A 15,630-nucleotide genomic window follows, 5' to 3' on the forward strand; every position below is an offset into this window, starting at 1 on the left:
GGAGTAACTTATGATTCAACGTAACCGCAGACAACGCAAAAAAATGCACTTGGCTGAATTCCAAGAATTGGGCTTTTTAGTCAAATTCCAATTTGCTGAAGGCACAGGCATTGACCAAATCGACAGTACAGTAGATCGCTTTATTGATGAAGTCATCAAAGCCAACGGTTTAGCCTATGAAGGCAATGGCTATTTGCATTGGGAAGGCTTGGTCTGCCTAGAACAACTTGGCAAATGTGACGAATCCCACCGCCAACTGGTCAAAACTTGGTTAGAAAACAATGGCCTAACCCAAATTGAAGTCAGCGAATTGTTCGACATCTGGTGGGATTTCCCGACAGATTTATAAGATTCAAATCCACCTTAATGGGTGGATTTTTTGTTTAAGAGCCTTTTCCACCAGGTTTGATTCTCCAAGTACCACAATACTGTTTTACGCATACCCGACTCAAAACTCTCTTGGGGTTTCCAACCTAATTCTTGCTCAATTTTAGTGCTATCAATAGCATAACGAACATCGTGTCCTGGCCTGTCCTGAACGTGTTGGATTAAATCTGAATATTTTTTTACGCCATAAGGTTTATTAAGCACCCGTTCTTCTAATAAATCACAAATAAGGAGTATGACTTCCAGGTTGGTTGTTTGATTATTGCCACCAATATTATAGGTTTGGCCAGCTTTTCCTTGGATAAGTACCTTATACAAGGCAGCAGCATGATCTTCTACAAATAACCAATCCCGAATCTGTTGGCCATTCCCATAAACAGGTAAGGGTTTTCCCGCCAAAGCATGGGTAATCATAAGTGGAATGAGCTTTTCAGGGAATTGATATGGACCGTAGTTATTAGAGCAGTTAGTAATTATGGTCGGTAAACCATAAGTGCGTTGCCAAGCTCTAACCAAGTGATCACTAGAAGCCTTTGAGGCGGAATAAGGACTACTTGGGGCATAAGGCGTGGTTTCTAAGGCAGGAAGGCCTTCAATACCTAAATCTCCATAGACTTCATCGGTAGAAATATGGTGGAAGCGGAAGGTTGATTTCCTTTCTTGGCTCAAGCCATCCCAATAAGTTCTCGCTGCTTCCAGTAAAACGTAGGTTCCAACAATATTGGTTTGGATAAAGGCGGATGGGCCATTGATTGAGCGATCCACATGGCTTTCGGCGGCCAAGTGCATGACGCAGTCGGGTTGGTATTGCTTAAAAACCCTATCAAGATTTTGCGCATCACAAATATCCACCTGCTCAAAGATATAACGTGGGTTATTTACTATGGATTCAAGGGATTCAAGATTACCTGCATAGGTAAGTTTATCAACATTGATGACCTTATCTTGGGTCTTATGAATGATATGACGAACGACTGCGGAGCCGATAAAGCCGGCGCCGCCTGTGATTAGGATGGTTTTCATGGGACTATCTTGCTCCAAACCCAGTTAGCATTGTTTTCAGAGTCTTAAAAATAATAAGAATATCTAGCCATAAGGAAAAATGCTTAATATAATAAAAATCGTGTTCAATTTTAATTTTTGTATCATCCACATCAGCGGCATACCCATGAACAACCTGAGCCCAGCCAGAAATACCAGGTTTAACAATGTGTCGATAATTATAAAAAGGAATTTGTTTTTCAAATTCATCAACAAATGCTTTTTGTTCAGGACGAGGGCCAATAAGACTCATATCTCCTTTTAATACATTAAAAAATTGGGGTAACTCATCAATTCGAGTTGTACGGATAAATCTCCCAATGCGTGTAACACGCATATCTTCGGTAGATGCAAATTTTGCACCATCTTTTTCAGAATCTTTACACATACTTCTAAACTTGTAGATATTAAACTCTTTACCGCCTTGCCCTACACGCTTTTGAATAAACATAGCTCCTCCTTCACTCTCTAATCGAATAGCAAGTGCCGTAATCAACATAATAGGAAGTGTAATTGGGAGTGTGGCTAATATAAGTATAATATCAATTATTCTCTTAACAAGCGAATAAACAGGTGAGGGTAATAATGACCCTAAATCGTTTTCGTACATATGTTGAATTTTTACTCTACCTGTCAAAGATTCTTCTAATTGCCTTACATTATAAACGGGAATACTGTTTAATACACAAGAGGCCAAAAATGTTTGCCATTCATTGGATAGTTCTTTAGAGTGAAGGTCTGCAACAATCGCATTAATTCTTCTTTGAGGAAGCTCCGGCTTAATTAGCTCAATCCACTCAACATTAGAAATTCTATCAATATTTATAGCTTTTCCTAAAGCAACAAAAGCAATTTTAGGAATAATCCATCTTCTTGCTAAGAAATAGCCAATAAAACAGAATGTTAATGTTGAAAAGAAATTAACTAATAAAAATTGGACTGAATATTCTAAACGAAATAAGGTTAATACACCTAAAACTATGAAGTACCAAGAAAACACAGTAGATAAAATAAAGCTACTTGATTTGTTTCCTGGATATTTCATCAATGCTCTGAGTGTTATTGCTATACCAACAAAAGATATGCTGGTTGCAACAATCGAATTTGAGCGAGTATCCAATATCCAAGGTTTATTTTCCCATAAGAAAAAAGCAGGCATAAAAACTGTAAAACAAATGCCTAAAATAGAAAGCACTGTTGTGCTGAATAGCAATCTCTCATACCAAAGAGAATGGCGTTTAGGTTGTTTTCTAAACATAAATAAATGCTCCAATATCACTATAGTGCTTCATTAGTATGCGAAATAATAGATAAAATTTTCTGATTGATTTTATTTGCATCAAAATATTTTTCAGCCATCTCTCGAGAATGTTTCCCCATTGAAATCAACGAATCAGGGTTTTCAATTAAATAAAGCATTTTTTCAGCTAATAGATCTGGCTTCCATTTCGGAATCAGAAAACCATTTTTTCCCTGAATCACCGTTTCTCGACATCCTGGAACATCTGTGGTAATGATGGCACGGCCTGCTGCCATCGCCTCTTGAGTGCTAAATGGCATTCCTTCTCTATAAGAAGGCAATACAAATGCAGAGCTTCCTGAAACCCACTCCATTACATTATCAACAAAGCCAGGATAAATAATATACTCGTTTTCAATATAAAAATTTAACTCTTGTTCTGATAACGATCCTGGATTTTCCTTGTCAAGGCCACCTAGAACCTTAAATTGTACCTCAGGGTATTTTTCTTTAACAATTTTTGCTGCATTTAAATATTCGTGGATGCCTTTTTCTTTTAGTAAGCGTCCTACAAATATAAAAGAAATTGGCTGAATTGGAACAGGGGTTGCTGGGAAATGCGTTAAATCGACCCCTATTCCTCCAAGAACATCATATTTCTGGGTTTTGATTTGGTATCGCTCAAGCAAATCTTTAGGGTCATCCTTATTTAGGAATAAGACCAAATCTGCCTTAGGCAGTGCTAATTTATATAAAAAAACTTGAACATTTCGGATAATTTTGGTTTTGAGAGGCTCTTTTCCTGGCTGTTCAGTAAAGAAAAAGCCTAACCCTTCAATCATTGCGATAATTTTGGGTACTTTGGCTTGACTAGCAGCTAAGGTGCCATAAATAGCAGGCTTAGTAAAGCTAGAAATGACGACATCAGGAGAGATTTCCTTAAATATGGCACTTAAGGCTTTTATGCTCTTAAAATCAGCAAAGGGGTTCATCCCTCCACGGCTTAAGGCATAATCAAGGGGAATCGCTCCTAGCTTTTCGACTTCTTTTTTTGTTTCTTTCGTAAAGTCTGTTGCCATCGCATAGACTTGATAACCATGTTTTACCAGAAATTTGATTAAGTGCCGGCGGAAGCCTAAAACTGAATGTGCAATATTATTTAATAAAATGATTTTTTTCATAGTTGCTACTTAGGTTCTTTGTTATTGAGATTTTTTGTTGTAGATTTCCAACCATTTATTTACCACAGTTTCTAAAGAATAGTGTTCTTTAATATGCTTTCTTGCATGTTTCCCTAAATATTCTCGTTTTTCTAATGGCAAATGTATTGTCTCTAACATTTTTGTTGCAAGTGCTTGGCTATCTTGAATAGGAACAAGAAAACCATATTCTCCAATCACCTCTAGTGTTCCTCCGCAATCTGTTGCAACAATCACATTTTCACATGCCATTGCCTCACCAATAACTAGCGGTAATCCTTCATAATGTGAAGACATCACATAGGTATCTGCACTATTCATGATGGCTGGAATATCACGTCTTAAACCTAAAAACCTTACACTGTCTGCAATCCCTAGGTCAATCGCCTTCTGTTTCAATGTTGGCTCTAATTCACCAGTTCCAACAATGCATAGGTGACAATCTTGTGCCGCTTGTTTTACAATAGAAAAGGCCTGCAATAGGTTAGGATAATCTTTTTGAGGGGTTAAGCGCCCTACTGCGACAAAAAGCTGAGTTGAGTCAGAAATTTGAAGTTCTTTTCTGGTGGCTATACGAGCATCATTATCCTTATAAAAAAGAGCAATATCAATACCATTTGGTATTGCTAACATTTGCCCTTTCTTAACTGCTTTTTTTTCGATAAAGGCCTCTACTGCATCTTGACTTACATTTGTATTTAAATCCGATAAAAAATTAGTCAGCCTATAGGCTAACATTCTTAATCTTCCTCCTTCATTAGTATTATGAGCTGTATTAATCATCATTGGTGTTTTGGTTGTAAATTTTAATAATCTTGCCATTATATTGGCATGAAACATATGCGAATGAATAATATCTGGATTATACTGCCTAACTTCTTTTCTTAAAGCTAAATAGGCCTTAACGAAACCAATTGGATTTTTAGTCATATTTAAGAAGAATACATTTACCTTTTTATCTCTTGGATAAATGACTGAGCTAGGTTTTTCTGTTAGGGAAATAATTTTAATCTCATGCCCTTTAGCTGACATCATGTCAGCTAAATCACAGACTTGCTTTTCTGCACCACCTGTACCAAGGCCGGTTATAATAAAGAGAATTTTCATGATAAATTGAACCGTCTATTTCTATGTAAAACAAACAAAAACATCACAAAGAAGTTAAAAAATAGGAAGGTTGGTCCTGATAGTTTAACCAGTGCAAAGGATATAAGAGCTTTTTCTTTAAAAGAGAAGCTAGAATGTAGAATTAAGCATAAAGAAATAAGTAAAACCAAACTTCCTATGAAAATGCCATACTGAATAAACGGTGTGAAATAATATGTCATGTCGTATAAGGCTTCATAAAAAGCAGGAGCATTGCTGTCTTTTCCTACAAATCCCAATCCAGTTAGAAATATATTTGAATTGGATAGAAAGTAGTCTAAGATTGCAAGTTTAACATTGTTGCTTCCATCGTTTCCTGAAGAGAAAGACTCTATTCTTTGAAGGAGGTAATCTTGAAAAAGAAATCCTAGTAAGATTAATATAATGATACCTAATAAGAATTTTGAGAAAGAGCTTGTATATGTTATTAATATATAAGTAAAAGCCAATAATACACCTAATGTTGAAAAGGTTAATAGTATACTTATTATGCCTAATAGTACAGACCAATCTATATTCTTATTAAGAATATAATACAAGGTTAAAAGCCCAAACATAATTCCTGAATGAATGGCAGGTTCACTGGTTAAGCCTGTAGGTCTATACGAGATTTCTGAATAGCCTGAATAAAGGCTTCTTACGCCTGTGCCTCCCAATAATTTTGATAAGTCTAGTTCAAGGTCAAGCACATAAAAGGAGATAAACTGTAAAATGACCATAAATGCAGAAAGGATTATGGCTATTTTTAATATGTTTTTAAGGCTACTTATATTTAACTTCTTACTTATATAGTCATACATTAGTATGGCACAGCCCACCCAAAATAAGGTTCTTAATGTGTTTAGCCAAAATATTTGACGATATTCAAGATGGGAATATTGTCCTATGCTCAGTAAAGCCATCAAAGCAAGGATTAAAAAGAAAAATAAAAATACAGATATAGAAATTTTTGGGTGAGTCATATAGGCAGAAAGAATGATAAGCCCAAAACCTAGTATTTGAGAACCATAAGCTATGATCGGTGCATTAATTTCTACTATAGAAAAAATCAGTAAGAAAAATGCTACAAAAACAGGCTTATAACGATAAGATTTACTGTTCACAGAATATTTATCCATTTTTCAATTATACTTTCCAGATTAAATTTTGTTTTTACCTGCTCCTTCGCACATACACTCATTTGGTAATATTCATCCTCAGGCAAGGACATCATTTTTACTAGCCCTTGCACTAAATTACCAATCTGCTCTGGTTTGCAAAGAAAACCATTTTTACTCTGTTCAATAATTTCACTTGGTCCAGTAATACAATCAAAGGCTACCACAGGCAAACCAAAAGATTGTGCTTCAAGTAATACCATAGGCAGCCCCTCAAATAGAGAACTTAAACAAAAGACAGATGCTTGTTGATAATATTGTTCTATTTTGTTAGAAAAAGGATAAATAGTTACTGAGTTTACTAAATTTAGTGATGTAATTAACTCTTCCAATTTTGCCTTATCTTCCCCTTCTCCCACAATTTGCAGCTGCCAGCCTTCACTTATAGTGTGTTTTTTGGCTTCTGCCCAAGCCTGTAATAATAAATCAAAGCCTTTTTGATGGGTTAAGCGCCCTACAGCCAGCACAGTTTTATAAGCTAATGAGGGTTGATTAGCACTTACTGCATAAGGAGAAGGGTTGGGGATAGCAATAAGCTCCGCCCTACCGTAAGTTTTATCTAACCAAATTGTCTTATCTTTTTCAGTTAAGGTAACAATTGTATCAGAAAACAAACGAGATGTGTGGCGGGCAAGGCGTCGTAACCGTTTACCCAGATCAACATTATAATTAAAATGTTCCCAAGTAATATGCTTGATTTTGAGGCCAAACACCGCTGGCAAAGAAAAAAGTGAAAGCATTGATTCTACAACGATGAGCGTATCAATTTTATGCTGTATCAAAAAAGATCTTAACTGACTAACAGTTGAAAAATAACTTTTAGTAGCCGAAACAGGCTGAGCGTGCAGCTGGTAATTTTCAATACTTGGATGTAAAGCAAAGAAAGGTGATAAGCCTTGGGATAAATTCAGCATAATGACAGGATACCCTTTTTCTGCTAAGGCATTTGCAATGGAGGTAGAAACACGTTCTGTTCCTCCCGAGTGGTTTAGGTTACCACCAAAAAAACAAATTTTTTTCATTATTTGTTCCTTTTTGAAAAAGGTGTAAAAAGAAAGCTTAACAGTGTAAATAGGGTATTGGTTGCTTCTCTTCTTTCTGAAAAAGACTTAGATAAATGGTTTGCCATTTGGGAAAAACGAATGACTGTTTTAATTAGAGCCATAGGATTTTTTAACCATACATAGGTTGGTATTTCTTTTAGCATAACACTTCTAGATATATAATGTCCTTGTGCATGCTTAAACAAGCTACTTTTACTTAATCTATTTTCAGTTTCATCATCAAAAAATAGGCTCAATGCATCAGGGGAATAGATAAACTCATAGCCTGCTGAAGCCGTTTTAACATAAAACCAGATTTCTGGAATAAATTTTATATCTGAGGCTATTGGGTAAAGAATTTTTTTAATCAGGTCTGTTTTTAAAATATCAATTCTTTCGCCAAAATTCCCAGAAGAGGAAAATTCATCAAACCAGCTTTGCTCAATGGAATTATCTGAAATTTTTCTCCCACTAGGTTTTTGAGTAATGTTACTCAGAGCCAAACACCTTAGCCCAATAATATTCTCTTTTTCTAAGAAATTAATGTTTGCATTTAATATGTTAAATAGGCTCTTAGGTTGTAATGCATCATCAGAATCTAGCCCAATAAAATATTGCCCTTTTGCGTTCAAAACAGCCCGATTCCAGGTGGCTTGTTTCCCTTTATTTTCTTGAGAAAGATAAACAATATTTAATCTTTTTTCATTGAGAATCTCTTGGACAAGCACTTCGGTATTGTCTGTTGAACCATCATTAATCAAGATCCATTCAATATTATTTAAGTTGTCTTGTTTTAAAATACTTTCATAACAACGTCTTAAAGTGTGCTCTCGATTGTAACTTGGTGTAAATATGCTGACTTTAATTTCATCCATGGTTTAATTTTCTCCGTAAAACAAAAACTGAAAACATCATCATAATAAAATAATTTAAAATATAAATTAAAGAAAGTGAGTCTATCTGTAAAATATCAAAAGCAATATAATAACTAATGCTCATTATTAAGGTTAGCAATGCCCACTTAAAAAGAATGTAATTGGCTAGTTTTTCTCGGTATAGATATTGCATAACCACTGTGTCAATACTAAAGAACACCAAGACAATAATCATCTGTTGAGCAATGGTAATAGCAAGGGTATAGTTGCTACCGTAAACAAAAGTTATAAAATATGGTAGTAAAAAATACCCAATAGAGCCACATAGCATTGCTAAACAAGATGTTATCCCTATAAACCTTATTAAGTTTTGCTTAATTATCTTTTTCTCTGCCTTAATATAGACTAGCTTTGGTGCGATAGATTGTACTACTATTCCTAGCAGTAAAAAACCTTGTTCCATAAGTTGAACTGCAATGCCATACTGGCTTAATGTTTCATAAGAATAATAGTGTTCTACAAAAAATCTATCTAGCCGTTGAAACAAATACATAAATAGTAAGGCAGGCCAAAATCTCAACCCTCTAAAAAATAAAATTTTAAATATCTTAGTGTTAAATTTAATTTTTAACTGTTCTTTAGATAAATAAACAAGAACTAAAAAACAAATAGCAATAAAAGCAGATTCTATCGTTCTTGCTAATGGAATAAGTATGTTGTTATATTCTATTAGAAAGTGAAAACATAAGAGAACTATTGAGACTCGGGTAACTAGTCCGAATAATCTAACTAAAGAAACTTTTAAAATTTTTACTTTTGCCTGGTAGTAATTAGCTACAACACCAAATGGCTCAGCAAAAATCAAAAAAAAGGAAAGAATAAATATATATGATTTTACAGTTTCACTTTCTATAATAAATATTGCGTACAATATAGAAACAAGAAAAGAAAGAAATGAAAAAAAATTCTAATGATGAAAACAGCGGAGATTATTTCTCCTGTAATTAATTTATTTCTTGCTAAGGCAACTACACTAACTTCTGAACTGATAATTAGTGTTAAAGCACTTAGCAAGAGAATGAAATTGACACTATATATCCATTGTCCATATTCTTCTGGAGATAGAATTCTAGCGATCATAGCCTCAGAATAGAAAATTAGACAAATAGTAAATATTTTTTCTATTACCAATACTAAAATATTCTTGATAATATCATTTTTCATTTTTTAACCAAATCTCTTCTTGAATAAGTATGGGAGGGTGAATAGAACACAGCCAAATAATAATCCTGAAATAAAGCCAGTTAATATGATTAAGATTTTTTTAGGTTTGTCTTTGCCTAAAGGATAATTTGGGGATGACAGGTAATGATAAGTTTTAGTTTTTTCCAAGTTGTCAGCCTTTTTGTTCAATAACTCTAACTGCGTAATTTCTCTATCTGCCCAATAATATTCTAATGGGTAAACATCCTTGGCGTTTTTAATGAAATTAATTTTTTCCTGAAGATGTTCTTCATCAAGTGTAAGTAAATAGGTACTAGTTGCTGGTTTAGTATCTATTGCGTTTAGCATGGTGTCATTTATAAGATATTCAGAATTTATGAGGTGGTTATTTTTGGGACCTGCTTTTTTCACAATGTTCAGCGCTTGAGTTAAATTATCAATTTGGATTTTTTTGGTTTCTGTAAGGCTGGATAAGATCTTCTGCTTAGTAAAATTCAGCCTATCTAAACGTAAGCTAATTGCTAATTTTAGTTCATTTGAGATCTGTGTTGCAGTATAATAATTAATGAAGTCAATATATTGGTTTAGCAGATCTTGTGCGAGAGCAGGTCTTTCTTCGGAAAGACTAATTTTGGTATTAATATCATCTTCATCTAGCTTTGCTTTATTTCTATTTATTGCATCTAATTGTTTAACGACTAATGCTTGAGAGATAAAGTGTGAGATGTAAGCCTGTTTTTCATTTTCCTTCATCTTATCTAGATGTTTTTTTCCCCATTCACTTTGAGTTAAAAATTGGCGCTTTAAATTTGTGGAATGTAAGAACTGGCGAAACTGTTTATGCAGGACTTCGGCTTCTTTATCTGGCGAGAATTGACTATCTCCAGTAATCCAAGCATATTCGGCCTTTAAGGATAAAATATCCCCTAAATCAGTAGAACGTGGTGTGGTAACGGTTGCTGTCGAGGTCCATTGCTCTTTAGCTGTGAAAGCATAAACGCCTGCAAGAGCCGTAAATAGCATTGCAGATAAGGCAATCCACCACTTCTTCTTCCATAATGTTTGAAATAAGTCAATTAAATCAATCTCATCAGGGTGTGTTGCATCCATTTAGAATCTCTATGTCACAGATAGTTTTCTCCGATTATATTAGGTTTGATATAGGGATTCAACACAATATGTAAATTACTTTAAATTCATTAGCAAAGCTTAAGATTTAGCTTATAATTCGCCTTTCGCTAAAGATCAGCGAAGAATGATAGTTATTTTTATATAAGGGAAACCCTAATGAGCATTTTAAAAGAATTCCGTGAATTTGCGGTGAAAGGTAATGTTGTTGATATGGCTGTCGGTGTGGTGATCGGTGGTGCATTTGGTAAGATCGTTAGCTCTTTAGTGAGCGATGTGATTATGCCACCTATCGGTTTACTCATCGGTGGGGTAGATTTCAAGGATCTGGCTGTCACCTTAAAAGCAGCAGAAGGTGAAGTTGCGGCTGTTACTTTAAACTACGGTGCTTTCTTACAAAACATTTTTGATTTCTTAATCATTGCTTTTGCCATCTTCATGGTTGTGAAAGGCATCAATAAGGCCAAGAGCCAATTTGAGAAACCAGCCGAGCCAGAAGCACCAGCAGGCCCAACTCAAGAAGAGCTTTTAGCTGAAATTCGTGATTTATTAAAAAATCAGAAATAAGCTAACATTTGATTTTAAAAATATAAAGGCATTTTCAATATTTCTTTGAAAATGCCTTTTTTATTCCATCTTCTTTTTATTTAAAGATTATTTCTAACGTTGCACTCGTGCTTTCATAACCAATTTATTATCCTTGGCAATTTGCACATTTACGCCTGTTACAGGGCGAACAACCTTGTTTTTCAGTTCAGTGGTGGCTTGAACTTTTACTCGGGCCTTTTTGCCTTGGGCAAGTTTTGGATCAAGGCGGGTTCTGCCTTTTTGGGCCACAACCTTGTCTTTTTTGGCATTAAGGCCAGCACTGGCAAGGCTTTGGGTCTTATTGACATCCACTTCTACCTTGGCATCGGCTTTTACGCCGGCGAGCGTGCCGTTTTCCCAGTCTTTTTTGGCACTTTCTGCCCATTTATCCACACTTGGGAGACTGAGTTTGCCACTGCCGTTGGCTGAAAGGCTGACACTGGTTTCGTTGATCTTATTGACCAAAGATTGGCTGTGAAGCTTGCCTGCAACTGTGCCGCTGGCTTGGTTGGCATTGATTTGGCTGCCAACAAGATTGGCGTTGCCGCCTGCGTTCACTTGAGCTTGGTTGGTGTCTAAAACTGTGCCGATATGGGTTTCATTACGCACCACGTTCACATCAAGGCTGGCTCCGCCTGCTGATGGCGTCCACTTGTTATCGGCTACGCCGCCACTGAGGTTGAGGCTGGCTGCCACATTGGTTTTATTAACCTGATCCTGGGCGGCATTGAGGTTAAGATTGCCCTTGCCAGCATCCACGTTGAGTTGGTTGGATTGAGAGCTTACGCCTGTTAAGCTCACGCCATTTTGGCCTTGAATGGTCACTTTTTTGCCGTTTACCTGCACACCTGAATGGGTTTGGCTATTTTCCTTTTGCACCCCAACTTGGGCATTAAAGCCTGCACTGGAAAGCTTGTCGCCAATGTTCACCTCCGCTCCAGCATTCACTGCTAAATTATTAACATGGTTTTTGCCAGCTGAAATATTGACGGTGTTGCCTGAAATATGGGCGCTTTCTGTTGCCTGCACGTTAGTGCCTTGTAGGTTGATTGCGCCATTGCTATGGATGTTTACCTGCTTGCCTGAAAGCGTGTTGGCCACAGTCTGGCTGCTGTCGCCCTTGTTGCCGTGCGCTGATACACTGACATCGATAGATGGCAGGGCAGCGCCTGCTGCTGGAACAACAATGGCACCGAGCCCTAGCTTGGCATCAAAACCGCCACCTGACTGGCTTTGGCTATTACTGGCTGGGGTAAAGTTGGCTGACTGGCTGGCCTGAATATTCACACTTTCGCTGCCATGAATATTGGCTTGGCTATTTAATTTGCCTGTCTTGATCTCTACCTCTTTGGCATTGATAGAACCAGGCAGGGCCGTGCTGGTTTGGGATTGGGACTTCTCGAAGTTGGCTCCCACGTTCACGCCCACATTGTATTTTTGGAAGTCAGCCGTGCTGGCAGACACGCCCACACTGGCTCCACCCTTGACCTTGTCTTTAAAGAGGCGTTCAAAGGCGGCGATAAAGTTGTGGACTTGTGAATCTAACTTGGCCTTTTCACCTGCCGTGTACTGGGTAGAAACATCAGTTAGGCGATCAGCTTTTACAGAAATATCCTTGCCTGCGCTTAATTTAGTCGCCGTATGAGTGGTTTGGTTGCTGTTTTCACGGCCGCCTGAGGCGGACACCTGAGCAGACATATCAAAGGCCTTGTCCTTGTCAATGCTGGCGGTAATAGATGCACCGGCATTCACCTGTTTGCCAAAGGTGGTTTTGGTGTCTTGTGCGGTGGTATGTACAATCTCTTTTGCAGATTCTGTGATATTTCCACCCGCTTGCACCTGAGTGCCTTGGTGCTCAATCCGCTTATTGGCCGCCAAATTCACATCTTTTTTGGCAGAGAGCTTGCTAACCTGGGCGGTTTCAGCAGTGTTGGTTTGATGATCGTGGGAAACGTCCACACCCAGTGTGCCAGTCAGTTTGCTGTTGGTGACCACTCCCGTAAAGCCCACATTAACCTGGTTGTTTACGCTGTTAGTGAAGGCATAGTCCTTATCCGCCTTGGTGGTGATGGTATCGGCTTTGATGTTGAGATCGCCCTTGGTGGCACTAACCTGGCTGCCTGATACTTCAACTTTCTTGGCATTCAAGGCCACGCTGCTGCCGCTAACACTGGAACCTGTGTGGGTCAGCGCCTGACTTTCTTGGCTCTTATTATAGACATTGAGGCCAACATTAAACTTGGCTTCTGCATTGACAGCAGCAGGTTTTTTGTCCTTAGAAAGGGTCACATCGCTGCTGACACTTGGCTTGCCGCTGCTGTTGTCGATGGCAAGGTTGGCTGTGATGTGATCTTTTTGCAGGCTGGCCTTAAAGCTGTCAAAGCTGGCGCCTAAATTAAAGCCTGCTTCGCTGGTTTTAGTGTAGGCTTTGTTGGTTGCTCCCTTAATCTCAATACCGCTTTTAGACACAATGTCCAAGAGGCCAGCTGCTTCGACCTTGGAGCCAACAATGCTGACGGTTTTATCAGCAGAAAGCTGGAGGTTAGACTGGGATTTGAGGCTGGAACCTTGAGCGGTTGAGGTTTGAGAATAGCTGCTTGAACGCGCTTTGGTAATGTCAAAAATGGTGCCTTGGCGAGCGTGATCTAGGCTGGTTGTTGTGGCCTGCACGCTGTCGATGGTTAAAGCGCCTTTATTGCCTTTGACCACACCATTACCGCCCGATAAAACTCGGCTGCCCGAAACGGTTACGCCCTTGGCAGCATCAATGAGGCTCTCGCCCTTGACGGTTACATCCGAACCATGTACCACTTGGGCATTGCGGCCAGAACCCAGGGTTTTGGAGCCACCAATGCCACCCCAGAATTTCATATCATCCCTGATACCATAGCCTTCTTGAGTTTTTTCTGCGGTGAAGCTAAAGCTGCCAGCATTCTTGGCCAGGAAATCGCCATCGACCTTGGCCGTTACCCCTGCTAAACGCACATTGCCATTACCACCCAAGACCAGGCTGTCTTTCACATTCAATTCAGTGGCGGTGTAATGCTGAACGGTGGACTCTTGACTGCTTTTGCCTGTTTTGAGCTTGGCGGTTTCATTTTTAAAATCGGCCGAAGCACTTTGGGTCACCGTGGCCTTGGCGCCACGCAGATCGATACCTTGTTCCCCATAAATACCACCATTGGTCAGGCTGATTTTGGCCCCGTCTGCGGTCACCTTGCCTTGAGTAGCAATCAGGTTCACATTTTCACCGGCCACAGTGGTGCGGTGAGTGGTTTCGACATGGCTTTTTTCGGTTTCATTACGGTGCCAGCCACCCTTGGTTTGGTTTTTGGTATGGGTGCTGGTGTTAAGGGTTTTTTCTGCCCCTAAATGGACAGAACCACCCACCACGTTGGTGGTTTTGGCCTGAATATCTGCCCCTGAAATATCCACCTTGCCCGCTGCATGAACAAGGAAGTTGTCAGCTTTTACCTTGGTGGCTTGGTAACTTTCGCTGGAGCCATTTTTGCTTTCAAAGACATTAACCGAGCCTTCACGTCTGTTTGTGCCACGGTTGCGATCGTTTTTACGGGTGACCTTGCCCTTGAAGCTGGCATTTTGAGCCGTGACCTCCACGCTCTTGGCTTGGAAATCGGCCGCTTGGGCGGTGATGGTGGCACGGTCGTCAGCAGAATGAATGCGGATACGGCCAGCCTGAATACTGCCAACCACCTTTCCGTCTAAGACCTGGCCGGTTTTTTGGGTGGTGGTAATGGTGAGGCTGCCCTTATCATCACGGGCGATCTTGTTTTTCCCCATAACCACATTAACGGCCTCGCTGGTGGTAATGCTGCCGCCTACATGAACTTGCGGGGCAATCAAATCCAAGTCGCCTGATGTGGTGATTTTGCCGGAAGTGGTGAGTTTCTTATCGCCTGTAACATCATAGCCTGTCAGCTTGCCCTGGGCGACCGTTGGTTTACCCACCACAAGAGAGGCTCGAGAGGTGTTGATAAATCCACCACCTTCTACACTGATGCCATTGGGATTGGCCAGCACATAATCGGCTTTTTGCCCGAAGACTTCTTGCTTGCCTGCTAATTTTGAAGGATGCTTGCTGACCACTTCATTTAAAATAACCTTGGCAGCGCCTTGTTTAAGATTGGGGTTGGCTTTGAGATCGCCTGCCAGTTGGGATTGGCCATTTTGACGGGCGTTGTTGAGAACAGCCCCCTGCTTATCCACATTAAACTTATTGTACTTATTATGCGACAGGCCAGCGGCACTGGGGCTGGCGATATTGACAATTTCGATGCCATTTTTCTTGGCAACTTGGGTGCGGCCATCTGCGGCGCTGATGTCTGCCCAGGCAGATGAGCCTGCACAGCATAGGGAAACGGCCAAGGCCAGTTTGGTTAAGGCGTGGGATTTAGACATAGGGCTACCTCATCATATCAATATGACATCACAAGCGGTCAGCACTATTCATTTTTTTGCAAATTTCGCTCAAATCGGAACCGCTTGCGACTCCAAAAGAGGCCGTATTAAAACAAAATGCAAGACCTTAGACCAGTGCTTTTTCTGACAAAACTGTGATCTTCTTCACAAAACTCACAATTT

General features: G+C 39.1%; 11 protein-coding genes and 1 pseudogene. 2 read left to right on the forward strand and 10 right to left on the reverse strand.

Going from position 1 to position 15,630, the window contains the following annotated elements:
• Positions 1–10 precede the first annotated feature (10 nt).
• Positions 11–349 carry a hypothetical protein gene (locus A4G20_02980; protein QIW15369.1) on the forward strand — a complete coding sequence of 113 codons (339 nt, stop codon included), beginning with the start codon at positions 11–13 and terminating at the stop codon, positions 347–349.
• A gap of 14 nt (positions 350–363) precedes the next feature.
• Here A4G20_02980 and A4G20_02985 read toward each other — a convergent pair whose 3' ends face one another.
• From A4G20_02985 to A4G20_03025, 9 genes and pseudogenes are all read right to left on the reverse strand, one after another.
• Positions 364–1,410, reverse strand: coding sequence for a dTDP-glucose 4,6-dehydratase (locus A4G20_02985; GenBank protein QIW15370.1), 1,047 nt, complete (start codon positions 1,408–1,410; stop codon positions 364–366).
• Positions 1,411–1,414: 4 nt separating this feature from the next.
• A complete protein-coding gene (locus tag A4G20_02990) occupies positions 1,415–2,686 on the reverse strand; it encodes a hypothetical protein (protein QIW15371.1) in 1,272 nt (423 codons plus the stop codon).
• A 20-nt stretch (positions 2,687–2,706) separates the two neighbouring features.
• Positions 2,707–3,849 (reverse strand): glycosyl transferase family 1, encoded by a 1,143-nt coding sequence (locus A4G20_02995; protein QIW15372.1) that lies wholly within the window; start codon positions 3,847–3,849, stop codon positions 2,707–2,709.
• A gap of 21 nt (positions 3,850–3,870) precedes the next feature.
• On the reverse strand, positions 3,871–4,974 hold the full coding sequence (locus tag A4G20_03000) for a hypothetical protein (protein QIW15373.1): 1,104 nt from the start codon (positions 4,972–4,974) through the stop codon (positions 3,871–3,873).
• Positions 4,971–6,131, reverse strand: a complete 1,161-nt coding sequence (locus A4G20_03005; protein QIW15374.1) for a hypothetical protein — start codon at positions 6,129–6,131, stop codon at positions 4,971–4,973. The genes A4G20_03000 and A4G20_03005 overlap by 4 nt, the downstream gene beginning before the upstream one ends.
• The gene (locus tag A4G20_03010) at positions 6,113–7,192 is read right to left on the reverse strand and encodes a glycosyl transferase family 1 (GenBank protein ID QIW15375.1); all 1,080 of its coding nucleotides are present in this window, start codon (positions 7,190–7,192) and stop codon (positions 6,113–6,115) included. The genes A4G20_03005 and A4G20_03010 overlap by 19 nt, the downstream gene beginning before the upstream one ends.
• On the reverse strand, positions 7,192–8,088 hold the full coding sequence (locus tag A4G20_03015; protein QIW15376.1) for a glycosyl transferase family 2: 897 nt from the start codon (positions 8,086–8,088) through the stop codon (positions 7,192–7,194). The genes A4G20_03010 and A4G20_03015 overlap by 1 nt, the downstream gene beginning before the upstream one ends.
• Positions 8,081–9,312, reverse strand: a pseudogene (locus A4G20_03020) (polysaccharide biosynthesis protein). Before A4G20_03020 ends, A4G20_03015 begins: the two are co-directional and overlap by 8 nt.
• A gap of 3 nt (positions 9,313–9,315) precedes the next feature.
• Complete coding sequence (locus A4G20_03025; GenBank protein ID QIW15377.1) at positions 9,316–10,422, reverse strand: hypothetical protein; 1,107 nt, start codon at positions 10,420–10,422, stop codon at positions 9,316–9,318.
• A 177-nt stretch (positions 10,423–10,599) separates the two neighbouring features.
• Between A4G20_03025 and A4G20_03030 the strand changes: the two genes are divergently transcribed.
• Positions 10,600–11,007, forward strand: coding sequence for a hypothetical protein (locus A4G20_03030; protein QIW15378.1), 408 nt, complete (start codon positions 10,600–10,602; stop codon positions 11,005–11,007).
• A gap of 93 nt (positions 11,008–11,100) precedes the next feature.
• Here A4G20_03030 and A4G20_03035 read toward each other — a convergent pair whose 3' ends face one another.
• Positions 11,101–15,447 carry a hemolysin gene (locus tag A4G20_03035; protein ID QIW15379.1) on the reverse strand — a complete coding sequence of 1,449 codons (4,347 nt, stop codon included), beginning with the start codon at positions 15,445–15,447 and terminating at the stop codon, positions 11,101–11,103.
• Positions 15,448–15,630 lie beyond the last annotated feature (183 nt).

It is taken from the genome of Pasteurellaceae bacterium RH1A (assembly GCA_012221805.1).
Lineage (GTDB): Bacteria > Pseudomonadota > Gammaproteobacteria > Enterobacterales > Pasteurellaceae > RH1A.